Here is a 24295-nt window from a genome sequence, read left to right as displayed (position 1 = left end):
CCGAAGATCCCCTGCTTTCCCCAAAAGGGCGTATACGGTATTAATCCGAGTTTCCCCGGGCTATCCCCTACTACTGGGCAGATTCCTAAGCATTACTCACCCGTCCGCCGCTCGACGCCTGAGTGCAAGCACCCATCGTTTCCGCTCGACTTGCATGTGTTAAGCCTGCCGCCAGCGTTCAATCTGAGCCATGATCAAACTCTTCAGTTTAAATCATACAAGATCCGAAGATCTTTAATCTTGCTCAAGACAAAACTCAATTTCGACGAGTCGCTGCCTTGGTATTTCTTGCCGAAATACTCCAGCCAGCGCCCACACGAATTACTTGGTCAACTTGTTAAAGAGCGTTTGAGCTGTTGCTCAATCGAGGCGGCGTATTCTACATCGATTCGCCGCCTTGTCAACTGTTTATTTAAAGAAACTTGAAAATCGTTTTTCTTTAATACTTTCAAACAGTTGCCCTTCCCGGAACCGCCGACTCAGCGGTGTGTCCCTCGAAGGAAGTGCGCATTCTACAGGCGTGGGCTTTTCTGTCAACGGCTATTTTGAAATAAATTCAAAATAGCCGTACATCGGTCACTTTGTGATCAGTATGCGGGCAATCTTCTTCTTTCCCGCCTGTATTACACAGCTATCCCCCTCAACAAAGGCTCGCTGCCCCTCAAACTTCTGACCATCAACAAAAACCGCACCACGGCCAAGCACGTCCCGGGCAGCCGCCCCGTTCTTCACCAGACCGGCCAGTCGCAATACGGAAGGCATAAGCAACTCTTCCTGCCCATCCAGAGAAACCTCAACGTCCGGCACATTGTCAGGGATCTCTCCCAGGCCAACCCGGTTCCCCGCGGACTTATGAGCAGTACGTGCAGCCTCTTCATTATGGAAACGGGTGATTATCTCTTCTGCAAGCAGCTTCTTGTAATCCTGCGGATTACCTCCCTGCTCCACAGCCTCTTTGAATCCGGCGACCTCTTTCATGGGCCGGAAGCTGAGCAGCTCGAAGTAACGCCAAAGCAGCTCATCGGGCAAAGAGAGAAGCTTGGTATACATTTCACCCGGCGAGTCTGTCACCCCGACATAGTTGCCCAGCGATTTGGACATCTTCTGCACACCGTCCAGCCCCTCCAGAAGGGGCATGGTCAGTACCGCCTGAGGTGCCTGACCATAATGCTTCTGCAAAATTCGCCCCATCAGCAGGTTGAACTTCTGATCGGTACCGCCCACCTCAACGTCAGCCTCAAGCGCAACGGAATCGTACCCCTGTATAAGAGGGTACAGAAACTCATGAATCGCAATTGCCTGCTCCGCGCGGTAACGCTTGGTAAAATCATCACGCTCAAGCATGCGCGCAACCGTGTACTGACCCGCAAGTTTGATCATGTCGGCAGCACTTAACTTGCTCATCCACTCCGAGTTGAAGACAACGCGGGTTTTCGTCGGATCCAGTATCTTGAAAACCTGCTCTTTATAGGTGACTGCGTTTTCAGCCACCTGCTCATCGGTCAGTGGGGGCCGGGTCGCACTTTTACCTGACGGGTCACCAATCTTTCCGGTGAAGTCACCTATAAGGAAAATAACCTCATGCCCCAGGTCCTGGAACTGGCGCAGCTTATTGATAAGCACGGCATGCCCGAGATGAAGGTCCGGCGCAGTAGGGTCAAAGCCCGCCTTTATACGTAATGGGCGCCCCTCTTTTAGCTTGGCTACCAGGTCCTCTTCCGGTATCAGCTCGTCTATGCCCCGCTTGATAGTGGCCAGCGCTTCATCAATAGATGCCATGAATCAATCATCCCCAGTTGGTTTAAAAATCGTTTAAAAGAGTTCAGCAGCGGAAAACTGCGAGTTGCCCGGCGCCCGACAACCCTGCAAATGCGCAGTTTTTGAACAACCCCGGACAGGTAAGCGGCGGGCATTATACCAATGGTGTCACAAGAAATCTGTCCGCCAGCACAGCAACCGTAATGTTCCATGCTGTTCTGCATGCTTTTTATACGGTAATCTAACCACTTCTTAGTGAACAACCGTTTTATATCAGGCAGGACCCTCTGCTGTATTACCGACTGATACGGATGCAACACGTGCTGAAATCTTTTCCGAAAGCCCACATTACTATTGCGGCGGCTGCGACTGTTGTAGTGTCCGCCGCTATCCTTATGAGCCCCAGCGCAGACGTTGAGGCCAAGCGGATGTCCTACGCTCTGGACCTGGAGCAACAAAACAACCGCCCGGCCACAAAAGCGCAAGCATCCCGGCCAGATAGCCCTGCAGCTCCGGAAACGGCAGTGGCTGGTGCACTACCGGAACCCGCTTCGGAAGCTCAGGCTCCGGAACCAGATAAGGTGAATGAGCCTCGTCTGGAGTGGCAAACATTTAAAATCAAATCTGGCGACACCTTATCTAAGCTGTTCAGTAAGGCCGGCTTTAATGATGCAACCATGCTTTCAGTGATTCATGGCGAAGGTGAGGCCGGAACACTCCAGCGCCTGTATGCCGGCGAAACCATCCGCTTTGCTGTTAACAGTGAAGGAGAGCTTGCGGCTATCGAGTTACAACGCAATCGCCTGAAAACATTGAAGATCGAAAAACAGGCGGACACGTATAGCGGTAAAACGGATATGCGCGAACCGGAAGCAAAAGTTGCCTTTGCATCCGGCACCATTGATGGCTCCCTTTACCTCTCTGCCCGCGAGGCCGGCCTGAATGATCAGCTGACAATGGAGTTTGCCGGTATTTTTGGGTGGGACATCGACTTTGTTTACGATGTCCGCAAAGGTGACCGCTTTGAAATTGTCTACGAAGAACTGTACCTCGATGGCGAGCGGTTTGATACCGGACGTATATTGTCTGCGCGCTTTATAAACCGTGGCGAGGAAAACATCGCGCTCCTGTATACAGACAGCAAAGGCGAGAGTGATTATTACGCCCCGGACGGCAAGAGCATGCGCAAAGCTTTCCTTCGCACGCCCATCAACGCCCGCGTTTCCTCTTCATTCAACCTCCAGCGCCGCCACCCGGTACTGGATGTTGTGCGCCCTCATGAAGGCACGGATTATGCCGCCCCTACCGGCACTCCCATCAAAGCGGCAGGTGACGGCAGAGTTCAGTTTTCCGGCTGGAAAGGCGGCTATGGACGAACAGTTGTTCTGAAGCACGGCGACAACATCAGCACCCTGTACGCACACATGAGCAAGATCCACAAAGGCATGAAAAATGGCAAAAGAGTCAAACAGGGCGAAACTATTGGCTATCTTGGCTCATCCGGAATGGTAACCGGCCCCCACCTGCACTATGAATTCCGGGTGAATGGTTCCCCCCGCAACTCCCGGACGGTAGAGCTTCCCGATGCCAAACCAATCCCGGCGTCTGAAATGGCAAGATTCAAGAAGGTGACCGGACAACAGGTTGCCCAACTCAATGCCTACAGACTCAACTCCCAACACCTGGCGCTGGCCTCGGACGACTGACAACCTATGGAGACCTGGATCGGACTGATGTCCGGCACCAGCATGGACAGTGTTGACGCCGTGCTCGTGTCTTTTGATAACAAGACTATTCACATTCACGACACCCTGTCCACTCCGTACCCTGACAGCCTGCGCCAACGCCTGGCGCTTGCAAGCCAGAATCAGGCGACCCCGGATGAGGTTGGAGAGTTGGATACTCTTACCGGGCTCGTATTTGCTGAAGCAGCGGAAAATCTGATCCGCAACACCACTGTGGACAGATCCTCCATTCATGCCATAGGTAGCCACGGGCAAACACTGCGTCACCAGCCCAGTGGCCCTGGCCGCTTCTCTCTTCAGATCGGAAATCCGGCCATTATTGCAGAACGAACCCAGGTAACCACTGTGGCAGACTTCCGCAGCCGGGACATGGCTGCCGGCGGCCAGGGGGCTCCGTTAGTTCCGGCTTTCCACAAACACTTTTTCAGTTCTGAAACCGAGGACAGGTGCATCCTGAACCTTGGGGGCATTGCCAATATTACCTGGATTCCGGCCTGCAACCGGGAACCTGTAACAGGATTTGATACCGGCCCGGCAAACGCATTGTTAGACGCCTGGTGCCTGGACCAGACAGGCCGACCTTACGATGAAGGTGGTCGATGGGCAGAAGAAGGCACAGTCGACCAGGGTCTGCTTGGCGACATGCTGTCAGATGCTTACTTCAGCCGGCCGGCACCGAAAAGCACAGGCAAAGAAAAATTCAATCTGGAGTGGGTTAAAACTCAGGTACACCGACACCCGGGCATTCGACCGGAAGATGTTCAGCGCACACTACTGAAGCTGACCGTCATAACGGCGGCCAGACAGATGCCTCAGTCGCCTTCCATGTCGGTGTACGTGTGTGGAGGTGGCGCTCAGAACCCTCTGCTCATGAAGGAGCTGGCTCTGGCTATCAGCCCGGCCCGTGTTCTTAACACAGAAACGCTGGGCCTGAGCGCGCAGTGGGTGGAGCCGGTCGCATTTGCATGGCTGGCAAGACAAACGCTTAAGCGAAAGCCAGGGAACCTTGCGGACGTAACCGGAGCCAAAGGCCCGCGGATACTTGGTGCCATCTATCCGGCGTAAGCCTGTCTGGCCTACGCCATTCACTGTTGCAGGTTAAATAGTAAACGAGCTGCCGCAGCCACACGTGGATTTGGCGTTAGGGTTCTGCACCAGGAACTGGGAGCCTTGCAAGCCCTCCTGATACTCAATTGTCGAACCTACAAGATACTGGTAACTCATCGGGTCTACCAGCAGGCAGGCACCATCACGCTCTACAACGGTATCATCCTCTTCCTGACTGTCATCGAACGAGAAACCGTACTCAAACCCAGAGCACCCGCCCCCGGTGACAAAAACCCGCAGCCGGAGATCAGAGTTGCCTTCCTCTTCAATCAGTTGTTTTACTTTGTTTACCGCACTATCGCTGAAAAACAGCGGTGCAGACGCTTGCTGCTGAACTACACTCAAGTTAGCCTCCGGATTACCTGATATATGCTCTCAAGTATGGTATTCCTGACTAAAACAATCAACTATCGGGGCTTTCCACCACGCATCAGGAAGGCTCTGTCAATCCTGCCCCGGGCAACCCATGCGGCTCCTCTTCGGCTGACTCACTTTCCTGTGTCAGCAATCGGGAAGTCTCATGCTGGTGAACCAGATTGCCATTGACCGACGCTCCCATGGCCATTTCAATCAGATTATAATAAACGCTGCCATTAACCGCAGCCTTTCCAGCAAGCTCCAGATGCTCCGAGGCATAGACGTCACCATGAACTGTACCATTAACAATCACACGAGGCGCCGCTATATCACCCACTACCTCGCCAACCTCGGAAATCCGAAGCACCGCATCACCGCCGTCTTCAGCCAGTACCCTGCCTTGAACGCGACCATCAATATGCAAGCCGCCAGAAAAACGTACATCGCCTTCTATAGCGGTATGTGAGGAAATAAGAGTATCAAAACTGCCGGCAGGTCGCCGGGCCTTCTGCTGCTTCTTGCCGAACATGTCTAGCTCTCTGTTAAATCAATCCAGTCAAAGGTACGCTCAGCCTGCGAGGCTTTCCGCCCTTTTGCCTGAGCGACCACCTGCACCTCAAGCGGCTCAAATCCATCCGGCAGTGTCAGTTTGCCTTCCACATCCTGAAAATACCGAAAGCGGAACTTTACGCCCAGGTTCTCTATGTCCTGTGACAGATCCCGCAATGCAATGACTTCTTTTTCTTCAGCGCGCATACCGATAAGGTTTACGGCCACCACCCCGGAGATATAACTCTTGTTATTGCCCACCTGCGTGAGAACCAACTTGAAGTCATACTGCCCCGGTTGCCGGTTACTGGTCAGGGAAAACCGATCAACCTGCAGCCCTTCGCTGGTTTCTGAGGGCGCCATAATGTTTTTGTAAAACGTCAGGTCAGAGTTTAGCTCGCCAACCCGGGTCTCCAGATCAACAATTATTTTACGAGCCTGGTGCAGAGCCTGCTCATCAATCAGTTTGCCACGCTCAAGGCTGACCAGCTTCTGCCGGGCCTCGCGGTAATCCGCCTCCAGCGTTGTCACCTTTTCCTGCAGACGCTCTCTGGACGCTTCCGCTGTCGAAAAACGAAAGCCTCCCTGGGCCAGTCCGGCGGCATACCCGGCAACGGCTGCCACAACGGTAAACAGCACCAAAAGAGCTGTCCGCCGCAGTCGGTAGCCAGGCTTGTGTCGAATAACAACGTATTCTTCAGCCGGTTTACGTTGCTCGCTCACTGGCGTTCCTTAAGGCAGTAAGGCAGGTGCTTCAAGACCCTGGGTTTCCTTCAGGCCGAACATGATATTCATGTTCTGCACCGCCTGCCCTGCAGCCCCTTTCACCAGATTGTCGATAACTGATGAAACGATCACGGTGTTGCTCTGTTCCTGACGATGCAGCGCCATTCGGCACAGATTGGCTCCCCGCACACTACGGGTTTCGGGATGACTGCCAAAAGGCATCACATCGACAAACGGCTCGCTGCGGTAGCGCTCCTCAAATAACGCCTGTAATCGATCAAAATCCGCCGGGTCTTTCAACTCCGCATAAAGCGTTGCCTCGATGCCGCGAACCATTGGTACCAGATGAGGCACAAAGGTGACACCCGTCGCTTTGCCGGACGCTGTGGACAACACCTCACGGATTTCCGGCAAGTGCCTGTGCCCCGATGCGCCGTAGGCTTTGAAGCTTTCGCCCACCTCACCATGCAGCATGCCGATTTTCCCCTGGCGACCGCCGCCACTGGCTCCGGACTTTCCGTCTGCGATCAGCCGTGAGGGATCAGCCAGCCCCTGCTCCAGCAAAGGCAGGAAACCCAACAGAATTGCCGTCGGGTAACACCCGGGATTAGCAACCAGCTGCGCGCCGGAGATTTCTTCCCGCACGAGTTCAGGCAGTCCGTAAACTGCTTTTTCGACCCACTCAGGTGACTGATGCGGCATGCCATACCACTGGGACCAGACGTCGAGATCCTTGAGGCGGAAATCCGCCGATAGATCTACTACCCGCACACCGGCAGCCATCAGCTCTGGTATCATGCTCATGGCCACACCGTGGGGCGTGGCAAAAAACACCAGATCACACGCTGCCAGAACAGCCGGATCAGGCTCGGAATACGCCAGATCAAAATGGCCCCGGAGGTTCGGGTACATGTCAGCAACCGGTACGCCGGCCTCTGACCGTGACGTGATACAACTGACCGTAACGTCCGGATGAACGGCGAGAATTCTTAGCAGTTCGACACCGGTGTAGCCGGTGCCGCCCACAATACCTACTTTAATCAACTTGCTCTCCCGCAACATTTATCTGGTTCAAATATCTTGCTTTGTCGTTTATAGGGCTAGTCTACCACGATAAACCAACGACTTATTGCAGCTTTCAAGGCGAGGGTTACAATGTAAAACAGAAACCCGCTAGAGTACCTGACTCCACCATTTTACCGGATCACCTGCATTCATGAACAACGCCTGGCGACAGATTAGCGAGAAACTGACTTCTGCTTTGCCGCGCAGAATGTCGGGGGCTGAGTCGTTGCCGCAGCTGGCTATTCTTGGCCTTTTATCCGGGCTGGTGACCGGCGGGGTCATTCTTATATTTCGTCTTGCGATTGAGTGGCCACTGGAGCACTTTTTACCCGGCGACAGCTCGGAAGCGTTTGCATCCGAGACATTTGAAGGCCTGAGTTTCTTTGCGCGGGGCGTTTTACCTCTTGCCGGCGCTGTCGGCCTTGGCCTCTTTCTTCACAGCCTTGCCCCGAAAGACCGGAAAGTCGGCGTTGTGCATGTTATGGAGCGCCTGAACTACCATCAGGGCTATGTCACCGCCAAAAGTGCATTCATCCAGTTCATAGTCGGTGTTCTGACTGTTGTCAGCGGCCAGTCTGCAGGCCGGGAAGGCCCGGCTGTTCACCTGGGGGCTGCGTTTTCAAGCCTGATGGGACAATGGATGCGGCGCCCGAACAACAGTATCCGCACCCTGGTTGCCTGCGGTTGTGCCGCCGCTATCTCTGCATCATTCAATACGCCTATTTCCGGGGTGATCTTCGCCATGGAAGTGGTCATGATGGAATACACTATTGCCGGCTTTACCCCCATCATTCTTGCCGCTGTAAGCGCAGCCATTGTCACTCAGGTTGTATACGGTACAGACCCTGCGTTCAGTGTCCCGGCCCTGACCATGAACTCTTTGCTGGAGATTCCCTGGATTCTGCTGATGGCAGTCATAATCGGCATTCTCGCGGCCAGTTTCATTCACATTGTTGACGCCATGCGGCGCTTTAACAAGCAGCCGATTCTGCTGCGGGTTATCGCAGCGGGTGTGCTTATGGTTCCGGTTGCTGTGCTGGTGCCACAAACCATGGGCATTGGGTATGATACGGTCAACGAAACCATCAATGGTGAGCTGGGGTTCTGGCTACTGCTGAGCGTCGGGGCCGCCAAACTTGTCATTACAGCCATTACCGCAGGCCTGGGCATGCCCAACAGTATTATTGGCCCCACCCTGTTCATGGGGGCCACACTGGGGGGCGCACTGGGGCTGATTGGCGCTGAATTTTCCCCGGCCCAGGCCTCAAATGTTGGCTTTTATGCCACCCTTGGTATGGGCGCAATGATGGGAGCCGTATTACAGGCACCTCTGGCAGCTCTGATGGCTCTGATCGAGCTGACACGCAACCCGAATATCATTTTACCCGGCATGCTGATCATTACCTCCTCAACACTTATAACCAGTGAGGCATTCGGCAAAAAGTCCCTGTTCCTGACCATGCTCAAAAACCAGGGGCTGAGTTACCAGAGCTCACCGGTTATACAGGCCTTGCGCCGGGTTTCGGTGGCCGCAATCATGGACAAGAGTATTCTGCGCATTAACCGGCACCTGACCACTGAGGAGGCGCGAAAAGCCCTGACTGCCGAACCCAAGTGGCTGGTGGTTGAAGGCAGCAAGGGCCCGACATCATTGTTACCCGCTGTTGATCTGGCACGCTACCTGGAAGATGTCAGTGCCGAAGCGGAAGCAGAGAAAGCCGCGGAAAATAAAGGGAAGAAAACAGAGTCCATTGACCTGATAAATATTCCCGCAAACCGCCGCGACATTGCGCCGGTACAATATCAGGCCACTCTTGAAGAAGCGCTGCACGCGTTCGAGACAACCAGTGCTGAAGCCCTCTATGTTCAGCGTCAGGTTGCCCCTATGATCCAGCGCGTGTACGGCGTGCTGCTTAAATCTGACATCGAAAGTTACTATCAATACCGGCGGAGCTGATCAATGTTATGGGTTAAAGCGTTTCATATAATATCTCTGGTGTGCTGGTTTGCCGGCATCTTTTACCTGCCGCGGCTGTTTGTTTACCATGCTGCCTGTGAGGATGAGCCGGGGCGTGAGCGTTTCAAGATCATGGAGCGCAAACTCTATCGAGGCATCACCACACCATCGATGATTGCCACCGTACTGTTCGGTGTCTGGCTTCTCAGCTACAACCTTTCAGGTTATTTCAGCCAGGGCTGGCTGCACGTAAAGCTGGTGCTGGTGGCATTATTGATTGTTTATCATTTTTATTGCGGTCACCTGGTCAAAGTATTCCGCGATGACCGCAACACCCGTGGCCACGTGTTCTACCGCTGGTTTAATGAGCTACCGGTATTCATCTTACTGGCAGTTGTTATTCTGGCGGTTGTCAGACCTTTCTAGGGAGCTTTAGCCATCAAACACTACACCCGTCCTCAGGTTCTTGTTCTATCAGGTCTGGACCCATCCGGCGGCGCCGGCATCCAGGCAGATATACAAGCCATCACCTCCATTGGCTGCCACCCTTTGCCAGTGGTCACCTGCCTGACCGTTCAGGATACCCAAAATGTTCTCGGGGCCGACGCTGTGGACCCGGATCTTATTCGCCGACAGCTGGACTGTGTCTCAGAGGATGCCCCCATACACGCAGTTAAAACCGGCGCCCTGGGTAACGCGGCGATTGTGGAAGTACTTACGGAGTTCCTTGAGCAGCGGCCGGACATTCCGCTGATAACCGACCCGGTGGCCAAAGCGGCCGGGGGTGGCGACCTGGCTGATGACAACATCCTTACCAGCATGAAAACACGACTGTTTCCGCTGGCCGAGATGATTACGCCTAACGGCATTGAGCTGGCACTACTGGGGCAAAGCGATGACCCGGATGAAGCCGCACGCCGGCTGATCGAAAACGGCTGTGAATCCGTGCTGGCCACCGGTGGCCATGGCACAGGTGTGCGCATTATCAATACCTTATACGACCACTCCCCCACTCCCATGACCTGGGAGCTGGAGCGCATTGGCGGCGAGTATCACGGCACCGGATGCACACTCGCAGCTGCCATCGCCGCCGGACGGGCTCAGGGGCTTTCCGCCCGTGCGGCCATTTCCCAGGCGCAGAACTATGTACACCGCACCATTCAGCACGCGCTTGAGGTAGGCAAAGGTCAGCCGGTTCCGGACCGCGGTATTCTGTGGGAACGATGAATACACGTGTCCCGGTCGGCCTTTATGCAATTACTGACAGTCAGCTGACGCCTTCAGATGTCCTCATAGCCTCTGTAGAAGCAGCCATTCGCGGAGGTGCCGTAATGGTACAATACCGTGAGAAGTCTGCGCCCATGGCAGAACGACTGGCCGAGGCCAGAAATCTGCAAGCTCTGTGCGCTGCCAATAATGTGCCACTGCTTATCAATGATGATATCGCGCTGGCCAGGCGGGTAAATGCCGCAGGCGTACACCTGGGGCAAACCGACAGCACAGCAACAGAGGCGCGGGAGCTTCTTGGCGATGAGGCCATTATAGGCATCACCTGCCACGCAGACCTGGCTCTGGCCAGAGCAGCCCGCGACGCCGGGGCGGACTATCTGGCTTTTGGTCGTTTTTTTCACTCATCCACCAAGCCCCAGGCTCCGCCGGCGGCTACAGATATACTGGCCCGGGGCAAACAGTTCGGCCTGCCAGTTACGGCCATCGGAGGCATTACGACAGATAATGCCGACGTGCTTATCCGGGCAGGTGCGGATTTGCTGGCCGTTATTGGCGGGCTATTCGGTAGCAACCCCGAGTCCATCGAACATAAGGCAAACGTATTTCAGCGGCTGTTCGCCAGCCACCATCCATGCTTTCAACTCCCTGATAACAGGAGCTCTCAAAAATGACTCATTCCGAATCCCTGTTCGAACAGGCACAGAAATACATTCCCGGTGGTGTCAACTCACCGGTTCGGGCCTTCCGCGGTGTTGGCGGCACGCCGATCTTTTTCAAACACGCCCAGGGCGCTTACCTGTACGACGAAGATGACAAACGCTATATCGATTATATTGGTTCCTGGGGTCCGATGATTCTGGGCCACTCGGACCAGCGCATCAAAGACGCTTTGCATGCTCAGGTCGATCTTGGTGTTGGCTATGGCGCTCCCACAACGCTCGAAACCGATATGGCCCGCAAAGTGTGCGAGCTGGTGCCCTCGATTGACATGGTACGCATGGTGAACTCCGGCACAGAAGCCACCATGAGCGCGATTCGCCTGGCGCGCGGCTATACCGGGCGCGACAAAGTCGTAAAGTTTGAGGGTTGCTACCACGGGCACGTGGATTCACTGCTCGTGAAAGCCGGCTCCGGTGCGCTGACTCTGGGTGTTCCCAACTCCCCGGGTATCCCCTCCAGTCTGGCCGAACATACCCTGACACTGGGATTCAACGACATTGATGGCGTCCGGGAACTGTTCCGGGAGATGGGCGATGAGGTGGCTGCAATCATTGTTGAACCGGTTGCGGGTAATATGAACTGCATCCCCCCGGCTCCGGGTTTTCTGGAATGCCTTCGGGAAGTCTGCGACGAGCACGGAACCGTACTGATATTTGACGAAGTCATGTCGGGCTTCCGCGTGTCTCTGGGCGGTGCTCAGGAACTGTACGGAGTTACTCCGGATCTGACAGCGCTGGGCAAAGTGATTGGTGGCGGCCTGCCGGTAGGCGCTTTCGGTGGCAAACGGGAGATCATGGAGTACATTTCACCGTTGGGCCCGGTTTACCAGGCCGGCACCCTGAGCGGTAACCCGCTGGCCATGTGCGCCGGTCTTACCACTCTGAACGCAATTTCAGAGCCCGGCTTCCATGATAATCTGACCCAAAAAACCATGACCCTGCGTGATGGTTTCAAGGCCGCTGCCGATGAAGCCGGCATACCCCTGACGGTTCAGGGCGCAGGCGCCATGTTCGGTCTGTTCTTCACCGACGAGCCCAGCGTTACCCGCTTTGATCAGGTAATGAACTGCGATACCGAGCGCTTCGGAAAGTTCTTCCAGGGAATGCTGGCAGAAGGTATTTACCTGGCACCCTCTGCCTTCGAGGCGGGTTTCACCAGCGCAGCTCTCACAGATGAAGACATTGCAGAAACTATTGAAGCTGCGAAAAAGGTAATGGCAACACTCTGATCCTGCCGAACCGGCAGCCCGGGCTCCTGAGCGAGCCCGGGACATCAGACCGGCCTGGCAACGACTCAGTTACAGGGCGGATGCCCGGTCTTCAGCCTGGCTGGCACCGGCCACATTACCCCGGGCCCTGCGAATATCCGCCAATAACAACCAGCCTGCACGTTGCAGCCGGGCGTCATTACCCGCCAGCGACAACCCCTTCAGAGTAAACTGCTCAGCGGGTCCCAGCTTGTTACCTGCCACATAAGCTTCCGATAGTTTGAAATAAACCTCAGCCGAGCGTGGTGCAATACGTTGGGCCCGCTCCAGGCGCCCTATTGCCGCCTGGGTGTCACCGCCTTTCATCAGTTTGTCCGCCTCGCGAACCAGGCTCAGGGCCGCTGGCGACAGCTCATCCCCGGCGTCGCGATAACTTGGCTTGTTACTCCGCTCGGAGGGCTCCGGCTTAGCCTGTTCCTGCTCTTCCGCGCTCGGCTGCTCACTCTTGCGCCACACCCGGGGTTTATCTTTTTCGTCTTTCGCCGTCTGTGGCGGTTCCGGCGCCTGGGGCGACTCCCCGGCCGGTACATAAATAGAGCCCCCCGGCCCGGAGGCGCACCCGGCCAGGCTCAGCAATGCGGCCAGTACGCCGGCATGCAAAACTCGTTGCTTATTCATTGAAACAATCCTTCAAACCAGCCTTGAATTTTCCGCGTCAGGTTTCCTGAGCAGGTCACTTTATCTGTCGGCTCACTGCCAGATATGAACGGCAGAAGGCGCGCATTATCACAGTTCTGATCAGTTAATGCCTGCTTCTCCGGGTTTACCCAGTGATAGCTCACACCATCCGGCACCACGGGCGAAAACCCGTGTTGCGGAACCTGGGCCATAAATCGCGACCAGACCGGCAGGGCACCGGTTGCACCTGTTAATACGGTCGGGCCGTTATCATCCCGGCCGACCCAGGCCACCGCCAGCAAATCACCACTGAATCCGGCAAACCAGGAATCACGACCATCGTCGGTTGTTCCGGTTTTTCCGGCAAGACTCAGCTCGTCCGGCACTGAATAGTACGCCGAGCGGCCAGTCCCCTCCTGCATGGTTTCCTGCATTGCATACTGCAACAAGTGCACCGCCGCCGGATCAGCCACCTGATCCACCTCCAGACTATAGCGCGAGAGCGCTTCGCCGCGAGCATCTGTTACTTCTCTTATGGTGCGCAAAGGCGTATTAAAGCCGCCCGTCGCCAGCCCCTGGTAAATCTGTGCCACGGTTACCGGACTCATGGCGACAGAGCCCAGCAGCATGGAGGGATACTCCGAAATCGGTGTAACCACCCCAAAATCCTGCAGCGTCTTGCGTACAGCCGGAATACCCACATCCAGACCTACGCGCACTGCCGGCAGGTTATACGATTTGGAAAGTGCCAGATGCAGAGGTACCTCACCCCGTTCCTTGCCATCGTAGTTTTTAGGCTGCCAGCGTTTGCCGTTTTCAAGCTCAAGGGTAAACGATTTATCCAGAACCGGCGTCATCAGGGTATAGTCATCCGGCTGTTCCAGTGCTGTCAGATAAGTAAACGGTTTGATCAGGGAGCCGATCGGGCGGTTCGCATCCAGCGCCCGGTTAAACCCGGCGAACTGCGGGTCTCTCCCCCCTACAAGCGCCAGCACTTCACCCGTATCCTTGGCGGTTACCACCAGTGTCGCTTCCAGTGCTTTCGCTGTTTCCCCACCGGCCAGCCGCGGCAATGTGTCTATTACCGCCCGTTCCGCAGAAAACTGAATGGCGGGGTTCAGTGTGGTGAAAATCCGGAGCCCTTCACTCCGCAGGTCCTCTTCCTTGTAATCCCGCGACAAATGCCTGCGGACAAGGTCGATATACGCGGGGTACCGGTTTTCCGAGTACGACGGCTTTGCACTCACACCCAGAGATAAGCCCCGGGCCTGTTCAGCGACTGCAGTATCAACAAGGCCTGCGTCTTCCATTTCGCTGATTACCAGATTACGACGACGGGTCGCCCGTTCCGGATGCCGGCGCGGGTTGAAGTAGCTGGGCCCTTTCACCATGGCCACTAGCAGGGCAATCTGATGAACCTCCAGGTCGGTCAGTGACTCCCCGAAGTAAAACTGGCTTGCCAGCCCGAACCCGTTAATACTGCGTGTGCCCGCCTGTCCGAGATACACTTCATTCAGATAGGTTTCCAGAATGTCGTCTTTATCAAAGTGCATCTCCAGCAGAATCGACATTAATGCCTCATTACCCTTACGCACCAGGGTCTGATCCCGGGTCAGGAAAAAATTCTTGACCAGTTGCTGGGTCAGGGTGCTGCCACCCTGCACAATCCGACCGGCGCGTATATTCGCCAGCATGGCGCGGGCGATAGACAAGGGCGCAACCCCGATATGGTCGTAGTAATCGCGGTCTTCTATGGCCATTAACGCCAAGGGCAGAAGTTCAGGCACTTCTTCCAGCTGAACCAGAATGCGGTCTTCCTTGTGTGCAGGATAGATGCCGCCAATCCGGGCCGGTTTCAGGCGAACAATAGAAGCACTGGCACCCGAAGTTACAGAGAAGTCCTGTATCCGGTCGCCGTAAATATTCAGCGACAGGGTTCTTTCCGGCTCTTTCCCATCCGGAAAATGGAAACCGCGTGTGCTGATCACAAAGTGGCCGCCATTGCGCCGATAGGTGCCCGGCGTTGTGCCGTTGCCTTTACGGTACCCGGCCAGCTCCAGCTCCCGCTGCAGCGCTCCGGAACTCACACCCGCGCCGTTGTATAGTTCCAGAGGCCGGGCATATACGCGGGAAGGCACCTCGAAGCGTCGCCCCTCAAACCGGGACGTTACAACCGCATCGAGATACACCATCCAGCAGGCGAGCAATACAAGCGCAACCACCGATGCACGTATGAATATTTTCCAGAACCAGGAGCGGCGTCCGTTCTGACTGTTTTTCCCCGGTCGCTTTTTACCGGGCTTTCTGCTGGGCTTTGAAGAAGATCGGTTTTTTGTCATGGGCGGATTATAACGAAGCCGGTACGGGATGAGGCAGGCCAACTATGTGTTATTTATGTAATCTGCCAGTTATGATGAAATCAAAGAAACCAATGAGTTCAGGGAAGCGAGGAGCACAGCGTGAGCGAAACACCCCAAGGCAACCTGTTACTGGCACTGCAAAAACCCGAGTTGTACCACCATCCGGTGGACGGATTTCAGATTATCGAAACCCATATCTCCCAGGTCATTCTTACCGGCCAGTACGCATACAAGATCAAGAAACCCATGGATTTCGGGTTTCTTGATTTCTCAACCCTGGAGCGCCGGAAACACTTTTGCGAAGAGGAGCTACGCCTTAATCGCCGCCTCGCTGAGCCATTGTATCTTGAGGTGGTCCCGATTACCGGAACACCCGATCAGCCGGTGATCGGCGGCGACGGTGAGCCGTTCGAGTACATGCTGAAAATGCGCCAGTTCCGCCAGAACCAGCTCCTGGACCAGCAACAGGAGAGCGGCGAGCTCAGGCCAGAGCTGCTTACCAGCCTTGCGCGCCAGGTTGCCGTGTTTCACGACAGCCTGGAGCCGGCTCCGGACGACAAGCCCTGGGGCACGCCTGAAGCTGTGTGTGAAGCCATGCAGGAGAACTTTGATCAGATCCGGCCACTGATCAACGATACCGGCCTGCTCAGCCAGCTCGACAATCTCGAGGCCTGGACCCAGACCACATTCGAGCGCCACCGGGACCTGATTGCAAAGCGCCGCAAGGATGGCTTTGTGCGCGAGGGTCACGGTGACCTGCACCTGTCCAACATTACCGTCTACAAAGATGAAGTCACCGTTTTTGACTGCATCGAATTCAACGAACCTTTCCGCTGGATTGATGTTATAAACGATCTGGCCTTTTTGCTGATGGATCTCGAATCCAGGAATGAGTACGGCCTGGCCAACCAGGTTCTCAACACTTACCTGGAATACCGCAACGATTTCGAGGCTCTGTCACTACTGCCCCTGTATAAGGCTTACCGGGCTGTGGTCAGAGCCAAGATTGCACTGTTCACTATGGGCAACCCGGCGCTGGATGAGCAGGAAAAAGAAGAGCTGATGCAGCATTACCGGGACTACGCCCAGCTGGCCGAAAGCTACAGCAATATCCCGAACCGCTTCCTGCTGGCTACGGTGGGGCTCTCCGCCAGCGGAAAGACCTGTGTCAGCGCGGCCATGTCGGCTGAACTGGGGCTTATCCGCCTGCGATCCGACGTAGAGCGTAAGCGGTTACACGGCCTGGCCCCTCTGGATGACAGCCAGTCTGCAGCCGGGGAAAACCTGTACTCCGAGGAAGCCAACGAAAAAACCTACAAACACCTGGCCTTGCTGGCGAGTGATCTTCTCGCTGCCGGCTTTCCGGTGATTATGGATGCGGCCTGCCTGAAGGAAAAAGAGCGCGCTCTGTTTGCGGCGGTTGCCGAGAGCCAGGGTGTTCCTTTCGCCCTGCTTCATTGCGAGGCACCTGATGAGACCCGTAAAGAGTGGGTGCGCAAGCGTAAAGGCGATGCCTCGGAAGCCACCGAAGAGCTACTGGATATCCAGAAAGACTGGTTTGAGCCATTAACAGCCGAAGAGCAAGCCTACACAGCACACCTGCGCACAGACCAGGACTTCGTTGCAGAAGCTGTTGCGGACCGGATCCGGCAGCATTTCGGCCTGAGTAAGGACTAATGCGGCGCCCCTTTCCGGGGCGCCGGCATCAGACTTCCAGAATAACCGGAACAGACTCCCCGAGTGCCAGCCGCCCCGAAGGGCCTCCTCCTACCCGGGTCAGGTTTGCCCGGTAAGCCACCACTTCCACGCCGGCATCGCACGCCCGGCGCAGCAACCGACCATACTGCGGGTCTATATGATCCGCCGGTCGCACGGTTTCAATACCGGTATGGTTTACAACAAAGAACAGCACCGCCCTGTCACCCTCGGTCACCCGGGTCATCAACTCACGCAGATGCTTCTGCCCCCGGGTGGTCACTGCATCCGGGAAAAACCCCTGACCAGAATCTTCAAGCGTTACATTTTTTACCTCTACCCAGGCATCCGGCTCACGCTCATGCCCGGAAAGCAGCAGGTCTATCCGGCTTTTTTCCTCGCCATATCTCACCTCGGCCTGATACTCACTGTAACCGACCAGCTCACTGATGCGCCCGGCTTCAATGGCAGCCCGGGCCTGGGCATTCGGCCTTGCGGTATTAATGCAGGCAAGGGCGCCCGGGGCGGCTTCCACAAGCTCCCACGTATACGCCAACTTGCGTTTCGGATTCTGACTGCGACTGAGCCATACCCGGGCGTTGTCCGGCTGGCAGCCCAGCATAGAGCCCGTATTCGGGCAGTGAGCTGTTACCTCGGTGCCATCTGACAGCCGCACATCTGCCAGAAAACGCTTATACCGACGGATAAGCCGCGCTTCAATCAAGGGTTCGGGAAACTTCATGGTCTCTCCATATTACTAAAGTAGGCATCACAGGGCTGGCACCCCCGTAACTAATCTGCTATTTTCCGCCAAATCCCGTTTCAGGACGTATGCTTTATCCAAACCACCAGCGCGCCACAACGGGACGGGCGCGAAGGAAAGCACAACGTCCTTGTAGAGCACAAAAAAGAGGCCGGGTTCCATGGCAAACACAGCGAACGAACGTTTCACCAACTTCACCCCCTACAATATCAAGGAGGGTGAAGAATACATGAGCACGGAGATGCAGGAACACTTCAAGGAGCTGCTGCTGCAATGGAAGCAAGAGCTCATGGAAGAAGTGGACCGCACCATGCACCACATGCAAGAAGAGGCGGCAAACTACGCGGATCCCAGCGATCGCGCAACCCAGGAAGAGGAATTCAGCCTGGAGTTACGCACACGTGACCGTGAGCGCAAGCTGATCAAGAAGATTGACCAGACAATCGACCGGATCGACCAGGACGATTATGGATTCTGCGACCAGTGCGGCATTGAAATCGGCACCCGTCGCCTTGAGGCGCGGCCAACCGCTACCCTGTGCATTGACTGCAAAACCCTCGCCGAAATCCGCGAGCGCCAAACTGGCATCTGACCTTGCAAACCGGGTCTGGCCGGCACAGCCTCTGAAGGTCCTGCCGGCCAAGGTACTACACCCATGAACACACGGCACCAATACCGGGGCCGCTTTGCTCCCTCCCCCACCGGACCTTTGCATTTCGGCTCACTGGTCACGGCACTTGCAAGCTACCTGGAAGCCAGATCCCGACACGGGCAATGGCTGATTCGTATTGAAGATCTCGACCCACTCCGGGATCCGCCCGAAGCCACCGGGCAGATTCTGCACAGCCTTGATGCCCACGGCCTGATCTCTGATGAGCCTGTATTCTTCCAGTCTCATCGTCAGGAAGCCTACCAGGCTGCCACTGACTACCTGCTTGAAAAGGGCCTGGCTTATCGCTGCAACTGCTCGCGCAAACAGCTCCGGGCAAACGCGGGGCGCCACCCACAGCACTGCCGGTCGCTCGCCCCTACCCGGCCCAATCCGCCTTTTGCAGTTCGCTTTGCCCTTCATGGGGAAGTGGCCCACTGGCACGACCTTCTGCTGGGGCCACAACAGCAGATTGTCCGCGCGGAAATTGATGATCCGGTCATTCTGCGTAAGGAAGGCTTTTTTGCCTACCAGCTGGCGGTTGTAGTCGATGACATAGAACAGGGCATTACGGATGTGGTGCGCGGCTCCGATCTGATCGAGATGACGGCCCAGCAACAACAGATCTACCGGGCCCTGAATGCAACACAGCCCAGCTGGCTTCACATCCCGGTTGTGGTTAATGAACAGGGTCAGAAGCTCTCCAAACAGAACCATGCACCCGCCCTCGACGACCGTACGCCCGTCAACAACCTGTACTCCGCACTGTGCAACCTGAACCAACGACCACCCTCTGCCTTGCTGTCCGGGTCGGTGGAAAACCTCCTCCAATGGGCCTGCAGACACTGGAACCGTCAGGTGGTTAACTGACACGCCAGTAACTGTCGTGGTATAAAGCCTGTCACAAACTTCAGCGCGGACAGGTTGCCTGATGTATATCTACCGTCTGGTTTTTCTACTGGTTCTGGCTATTTATATTTTCTCCCCCAACATTCTCGACTGGTGGACCTCCCCCGGGAATGCCTGGTACAGCCCCTTTGTAATCTGGGGCGTCCTTATTGCCATCGGTTTCTGGCTGGAATGGCGGCGGGATCCCAATGAGTTTTAACGCCCCGGGCCTACTGCTCGCCAGCCTTCTCTACCTCAGCCTTTTATTTGGCATTGCCTGGGTGACCGAGCGTGGAATGGTCCCCCGGCACTGGGTGCGCCACCCTCTGATATACACACTCAGTCTTGGGGTCTACGCCGGCATCTGGGCCGTTTATGCCGGCGTTGGCCTGGCAGCAGAGTCCGGTTACGGCTTTCTTGCCTATTACCTGGGTATCAGTGGCGCGTTTCTCCTGGCCCCGGTACTGCTCAACCCTATCATGCGCATTGGCCGCACCTACCAGCTGACCTCACTGGCAGACCTGTTTGCTTACCGCTACCGAAGTCAGTGGGCGGGAACACTGGTGACCCTGTGCTCCGGTGGCGCCACCCTGTCGCTGCTGAGCATGCAGATACAGGCCGTCTCCACCTCTGCCAGCATCCTGGCTCCGGATACTTCTCCCCACCTGATCAGCATTATGTTCAGCCTGATTGTGGTGCTCTTTGCCACGCTCTTTGGCGCCAGACGCAACCAGCAAGTGGAGAGTCATCCCGGTCTGGTGCTGGCCATTGCCTTTGACTCACTGGTGAAGCTGATTGCCGTTCTGACCATCGGCGGAGTGGTTCTTTTCAGTGTTTTCAATGGCATGAACGGGCTGGATTCCTGGCTGGAAAACAACACCACACCGGCAAAAACCATGTCCCTCATCATCGACGACGGCAGCTGGCGGGCGCTGATGCTGATGTCTTTTGCCGGGGCACTGGTGCTGCCCCACATGTACCACATGATCTTCAGCGAAAGCCCCTCACCCAAGGCACTGGCAAAAGCCAGCTGGGGACTGCCCCTGTACCTGCTGCTCCTGGCGGTACCGGTGCCACTGATTCTTTGGGGCGGTCAGGAGCTGGCAGTGACCACTGGCCCGGACTTTTACACTCTGGGCATCGCCCAGGCACTGGGGAGCCCGGCGCTCACCCTGTTTATGTACATTGCCGGACTTTCCGCTGCCAGTGGCCTGATGATTGTAAGCACTCTGGCCCTGGCCGGTATGGTGCTCAACCATGTGGTTCTGCCCCTTAAAACACCCAAAGACCAGGAAGACATCTATCGCTGGCTGCAGTGGGTGAAGCGCCTGCTGATTGCGGCGATTATTCTGCTGGCTTTGCTGTTCCATGAAACACTGGGAAAAAACCTGGGACTGGCCATTCTTGGCGCAATTGCCCTGGCCGGCATGCTGCAACTTCTGCCCGGCGCCCTGGGAATCCTGTACTGGCCGGAGGGAAACAAGCGCGGCCTTATCGCCGGGATGATCACCGGCTTGATCATATGGCTGGTGACGCTGGTTCTGCCCTTCTCCCAAACAGCAAATCTGCTGGGCTGGCTGAATGCTCCCATCGTGCCCGACTACAGTAACTGGCACATCTTCACCTTTGTCAGCCTCAGTGCCAACGTCACTGTGTTTGCCCTGATCTCACTGGTAAGTACCAGCACAAATGAAGAAAACAGTGCGGCGCAGGCCTGCTCCATGGGCGCCCTTTCCCGCCCCCAGCGCCGGGAGCTTCTGGCCAGCTCCTCTGCCGACTTCGCCCGGCAGCTGGCGGAACCGCTCGGAGCCGAGGCATCCCGGCAGGAAATCAATCGCGCCCTGGTACAGCTGAAGTTACCAAACGTAGAGTACCGCCCCTACCAACTGCGACGGTTGCGTGATCAGATTGAAATCAACCTGTCCGGCCTGCTGGGGCCCTCCGTTGCCCGGGACATGGTAAAACGCCACCTGGGTTTCAAACCTATGGCCAGCGGCAGCACAGCCCAGGATATCCGCTATGTGGAGCGCGCTCTGGGCGACTACCAGAACCGGCTGACAGGCCTGGCGGGTGAACTGGACAACCTGCGCCGGCATTACCGACAAACGCTCCATAACCTGCCCATACCCGCCTGCTCCATTGGTGAAGACGGCGAGATACTGATGTGGAACCAGGCGATGGAACAGCTGACCGACATTACCGCTGATGATGTGGTTGGCGCCCGGCTGATGACCCTTCCCGACCACTGGCATCATCTGCTAGACGACTTCAATCGTGGTGAGGACCTGCACCGCTACAAGCACAGGCTCGACCTGAAAGGCCGGCCCCACTGGTTTAACCTGCATAAAGCCGCGCTTAGCGGCCCGGATCACGAAGACGGTGGCAGTGTTATTCTGGTGGAAGACCAGACAGAAGTTCGCCTGCTGGAAGATGAACTGATGCACAGTGAACGGTTGGCATCTGTGGGGCGCCTGGCAGCCGGCGTTGCTCATGAAATCGGCAACCCGGTGACGGGCATTTCCTCACTGGCCCAGAACCTGAAACTGGAAACCGACAACCCGGAGATTCTGGAAACAGCTGGCCAGATTCAACAGCAGACGCGTCGTATTTCGAACATTCTGCACTCGCTGATGAACTTTGCCCGCACAGGCAACCACTCCCAGACCAACCGGTACGAGCCCGTAAGCATTCGTCGCTGCGTTGATGAAGCCAGTAACCTGCTCTCTCTCAGCGATAAAGGTATGGACATTCACTACATCAATGACTGCCCGGATACTCTCCAGGTTCTGGGGGATGAGCAGCGACTGGTGCAGGTGTTTGTGAACCTGCTGGCAAACGCCCGTGATGCCTCCCCCGATGGTGAGTCAATCCGGGTCGCTGGAAAGGAAGACGACTACTCCGCTATCATCGAGATCACAGACCGCGGTTCCGGGATACCCGCGGATCAGCTTGATCATCTCTTTGAACCCTTTTACACCACAAAGGCAACCGATAAGGGAACTGGCCTGGGTTTGTCACTGGTGTACAGCATTATTGAAGAACACTACGGTAACATTAAGGTCGAAAGCCCGGCTGACCCGGAAACCGGGAAAGGCACCTGTGTACGCCTGAAACTGCCCGCTTATACACCAGAGACGGCCAGCTCTGCCATTCGCCCGAACGAAAGGTTATAAGACAGCTATGCCCCGAATTCTGATCGTGGAAGATGAAGACATTATCCGCTCTGCTGTTCGCAAGCTGCTGCTGCATGCCGGTTATACGGTTGAGGATGTCAGCTCAGTGGAAGATGCTGAACAACACCACGATCCTGACGCGTTTGACCTGATCATTTCCGACCTGCGACTGCCCGGTGTGCCCGGAACAGAGCTGATTCACCGCGCACCCAACACACCCGTGCTGATAATGACCAGCTATGCCAGCCTGCGTTCAGCCGTGGACTCCATGAAGATGGGCGCTGTGGAGTATATAGCCAAGCCATTTGACCACGACGAAATGCTGGCCGCCGTTGAGGGCATCCTGTCCCGGACCATGGACCCGGCCCCCAAACAGGGAACCACGGGTACCGACACCCGGGAAGATGGCGACCCCGCAACGATTATGTACGGTGAGTGTGAGCCCATGCAGCGGGTGTTCACACTGATACGCAAAGTGGCTCCCACAGAAACAACTGTGCTTATCCAGGGGGAGTCAGGTACGGGGAAGGAACTGGTCGCCCGGGCGCTGCACCTTTCCAGCCCGCGCGCACCCTACCCTCTTATTTCAGTTAACTGCGCAGCAATACCCGAAAGCCTCATTGAGTCCGAACTGTTCGGCCATGAAAAAGGCGCCTTTACCGGAGCTGTTTCAGCACGCACCGGCCTTATTGAGGCGGCCGAAGGCGGCAGCCTGTTCCTGGACGAGATTGGTGAGCTGCCGGCAGAAGCCCAGGCCCGGCTGCTGCGTGTACTTCAGGAAAGCGAAATCCGCAAAGTGGGGTCTACCCAGAGCCGGAAGGTAAATGTGCGCATGATTGCCGCTACTCACCGTAATCTGAAGGCTATGACCCGTACCGGTGAGTTTCGCGAAGACCTTTACTACCGCCTGAACGTCATGCAGATACGGATCCCGCCGCTGAGAGAGCGCCAGGGGGACATACTCGGTCTTGCCCGGCGCTTTCTTGTCACCCTGGGAAAGAAAGTAGGCAAACCGGAACTGAGTCTGAGCCCGGGAGCCATGCAGGCACTGCAGCGTTACCGCTGGCCCGGTAATGTGCGGGAGCTGGAAAATGCGATTGAGCGTGCCAGTATCCTGTGTGATGGCACGGTCATCACCCCCTCCCTGTTGGACCTCGACAGTGAGGGGGATGACGAGCTCATTCCCGAGACCCTGGTGGAAGGGAACCATGAACAGCAGCCACCCCGGACAACGGATAACACCAGCGACCTCTCCCTGGAAGATTACTTCCAGCATTTTGTTCTGGAAAACCAGGACCGCATGAGTGAGACAGAACTGGCACAGAAACTGGGCATCAGCCGGAAATCTTTATGGGAACGGCGACAGCGCCTTGGTATACCCCGCAAAAAAACATCCGGGTCCTGACAGGGCTGAACCTGTGAACTGTCACTCACTTGTTACCGCATGTTCCCGCCGGTAACACTTTCAGGCACAAACGCTTGTTTCGGGTAACACTTATATCGGGTACGGAGTAACACTTATTTCTGAAATTCACGTAAGTCATTGTTAATAAAGAAAACCTCAAAACCTGGCACACCACCTGCTACCTATTAAGTGCACGACAACAAAAACAAGAGTGACAAAGCAGCGCCTCAACAAAAACAAAAAGCTGCGGGAAAACGTTCGCA

21 protein-coding genes and 1 rRNA gene are annotated in these 24295 nt (G+C 56.0%); 13 read left to right on the top strand and 9 right to left on the bottom strand.

Going from position 1 to position 24295, the window contains the following annotated elements:
• Positions 1–210 (bottom strand): 16S ribosomal RNA (locus FFI95_RS05690); the annotation flags it as partial.
• Between the two features lie 366 nt (positions 211–576).
• Positions 577–1779 carry a tyrosine--tRNA ligase gene (gene tyrS / locus FFI95_RS05685; RefSeq protein WP_144821393.1) on the bottom strand — a complete coding sequence of 401 codons (1203 nt, stop codon included), beginning with the start codon at positions 1777–1779 and terminating at the stop codon, positions 577–579.
• 299 nt (positions 1780–2078) lie between these two features.
• Between tyrS and FFI95_RS05680 the strand changes: the two genes are divergently transcribed.
• Both FFI95_RS05680 and FFI95_RS05675 read left to right on the top strand, forming a co-directional pair.
• Positions 2079–3464 carry an OapA family protein gene (locus tag FFI95_RS05680; RefSeq protein ID WP_144821392.1) on the top strand — a complete coding sequence of 462 codons (1386 nt, stop codon included), beginning with the start codon at positions 2079–2081 and terminating at the stop codon, positions 3462–3464.
• A gap of 6 nt (positions 3465–3470) precedes the next feature.
• Positions 3471–4568, top strand: coding sequence for an anhydro-N-acetylmuramic acid kinase (locus FFI95_RS05675; protein WP_144821391.1), 1098 nt, complete (start codon positions 3471–3473; stop codon positions 4566–4568).
• 33 nt (positions 4569–4601) lie between these two features.
• On the opposite strand, the gene erpA is transcribed toward FFI95_RS05675, so the two are convergent.
• The 4 genes from erpA to argC all read right to left on the bottom strand — a co-directional run bounded on the left by erpA (position 4602) and on the right by argC (position 7286).
• Positions 4602–4955 (bottom strand): iron-sulfur cluster insertion protein ErpA, encoded by a 354-nt coding sequence (gene erpA, locus FFI95_RS05670; RefSeq protein WP_144821390.1) that lies wholly within the window; start codon positions 4953–4955, stop codon positions 4602–4604.
• Between the two features lie 85 nt (positions 4956–5040).
• Entirely contained in the window at positions 5041–5496 is a 456-nt protein-coding gene (locus FFI95_RS05665; RefSeq protein WP_144821389.1) for a bactofilin family protein, read from the bottom strand.
• 2 nt (positions 5497–5498) lie between these two features.
• A complete protein-coding gene (locus FFI95_RS05660) occupies positions 5499–6239 on the bottom strand; it encodes a DUF6776 family protein (RefSeq protein ID WP_144821388.1) in 741 nt (246 codons plus the stop codon).
• A gap of 9 nt (positions 6240–6248) precedes the next feature.
• Positions 6249–7286, bottom strand: coding sequence for an N-acetyl-gamma-glutamyl-phosphate reductase (gene argC / locus FFI95_RS05655; protein ID WP_144821387.1), 1038 nt, complete (start codon positions 7284–7286; stop codon positions 6249–6251).
• Positions 7287–7458: 172 nt separating this feature from the next.
• On the opposite strand from argC, the gene FFI95_RS05650 reads away from it, so the two are divergent.
• Genes FFI95_RS05650 through hemL form a run of 5 tightly spaced genes read left to right on the top strand, consistent with a single transcriptional unit; the run spans position 7459 to position 12442 of the window.
• Positions 7459–9264 (top strand): chloride channel protein, encoded by a 1806-nt coding sequence (locus FFI95_RS05650; protein ID WP_144821386.1) that lies wholly within the window; start codon positions 7459–7461, stop codon positions 9262–9264.
• Between the two features lie 3 nt (positions 9265–9267).
• On the top strand, positions 9268–9690 hold the full coding sequence (gene hemJ / locus FFI95_RS05645; RefSeq protein ID WP_144821385.1) for a protoporphyrinogen oxidase HemJ: 423 nt from the start codon (positions 9268–9270) through the stop codon (positions 9688–9690).
• 12 nt (positions 9691–9702) lie between these two features.
• Positions 9703–10491, top strand: a complete 789-nt coding sequence (gene thiD / locus FFI95_RS05640) for a bifunctional hydroxymethylpyrimidine kinase/phosphomethylpyrimidine kinase (RefSeq protein WP_144821384.1) — start codon at positions 9703–9705, stop codon at positions 10489–10491.
• A complete protein-coding gene (thiE, locus tag FFI95_RS05635; protein ID WP_144821383.1) occupies positions 10488–11165 on the top strand; it encodes a thiamine phosphate synthase in 678 nt (225 codons plus the stop codon). Before thiD ends, thiE begins: the two co-directional genes overlap by 4 nt.
• A complete protein-coding gene (gene hemL / locus FFI95_RS05630) occupies positions 11162–12442 on the top strand; it encodes a glutamate-1-semialdehyde 2,1-aminomutase (RefSeq protein WP_144821382.1) in 1281 nt (426 codons plus the stop codon). Before thiE ends, hemL begins: the two co-directional genes overlap by 4 nt.
• Positions 12443–12511: 69 nt before the next feature.
• Here the strand turns inward: hemL and FFI95_RS05625 are convergent, their stop codons facing one another.
• Together FFI95_RS05625 and mrcB are read right to left on the bottom strand one after the other, a co-directional pair.
• Positions 12512–13099: a tetratricopeptide repeat protein gene (locus FFI95_RS05625; protein WP_144821381.1), complete on the bottom strand. Its 588-nt coding sequence runs from the start codon at positions 13097–13099 to the stop codon at positions 12512–12514.
• Positions 13096–15438 carry a penicillin-binding protein 1B gene (gene mrcB, locus FFI95_RS05620; protein ID WP_144821380.1) on the bottom strand — a complete coding sequence of 781 codons (2343 nt, stop codon included), beginning with the start codon at positions 15436–15438 and terminating at the stop codon, positions 13096–13098. Before mrcB ends, FFI95_RS05625 begins: the two co-directional genes overlap by 4 nt.
• 120 nt (positions 15439–15558) lie before the next feature.
• On the opposite strand from mrcB, the gene FFI95_RS05615 reads away from it, so the two are divergent.
• On the top strand, positions 15559–17136 hold the full coding sequence (locus FFI95_RS05615) for a bifunctional aminoglycoside phosphotransferase/ATP-binding protein (protein WP_144821379.1): 1578 nt from the start codon (positions 15559–15561) through the stop codon (positions 17134–17136).
• Between the two features lie 28 nt (positions 17137–17164).
• Here FFI95_RS05615 and sfsA read toward each other — a convergent pair whose 3' ends face one another.
• Positions 17165–17896 (bottom strand): DNA/RNA nuclease SfsA, encoded by a 732-nt coding sequence (sfsA, locus tag FFI95_RS05610; protein WP_144821378.1) that lies wholly within the window; start codon positions 17894–17896, stop codon positions 17165–17167.
• Positions 17897–18077: 181 nt separating this feature from the next.
• Here sfsA and dksA point away from each other — a divergent pair, with 181 nt between their 5' ends.
• From dksA to FFI95_RS05590, 5 genes are all read left to right on the top strand, one after another.
• Positions 18078–18509 carry an RNA polymerase-binding protein DksA gene (gene dksA, locus FFI95_RS05605; protein ID WP_144821377.1) on the top strand — a complete coding sequence of 144 codons (432 nt, stop codon included), beginning with the start codon at positions 18078–18080 and terminating at the stop codon, positions 18507–18509.
• A 63-nt stretch (positions 18510–18572) separates the two neighbouring features.
• Positions 18573–19436: a tRNA glutamyl-Q(34) synthetase GluQRS gene (gene gluQRS / locus FFI95_RS05600; protein ID WP_144821376.1), complete on the top strand. Its 864-nt coding sequence runs from the start codon at positions 18573–18575 to the stop codon at positions 19434–19436.
• Between the two features lie 61 nt (positions 19437–19497).
• A complete protein-coding gene (locus tag FFI95_RS15365; RefSeq protein ID WP_178976481.1) occupies positions 19498–19674 on the top strand; it encodes a hypothetical protein in 177 nt (58 codons plus the stop codon).
• Complete coding sequence (locus tag FFI95_RS05595; protein ID WP_144821375.1) at positions 19664–22627, top strand: ATP-binding protein; 2964 nt, start codon at positions 19664–19666, stop codon at positions 22625–22627. Before FFI95_RS15365 ends, FFI95_RS05595 begins: the two co-directional genes overlap by 11 nt.
• A 7-nt stretch (positions 22628–22634) precedes the next feature.
• Entirely contained in the window at positions 22635–24032 is a 1398-nt protein-coding gene (locus FFI95_RS05590) for a sigma-54-dependent transcriptional regulator (protein ID WP_144821374.1), read from the top strand.
• Positions 24033–24295 lie beyond the last annotated feature (263 nt).

Origin of the sequence: Marinobacter piscis, from assembly GCF_007671655.1 — a bacterium.
Taxonomy (GTDB): domain Bacteria; phylum Pseudomonadota; class Gammaproteobacteria; order Pseudomonadales; family Oleiphilaceae; genus Marinobacter; species Marinobacter piscensis.
Note: the sequence above shows the minus strand (reverse complement) of the source record. Positions and strands in the feature narration are given on the sequence as shown.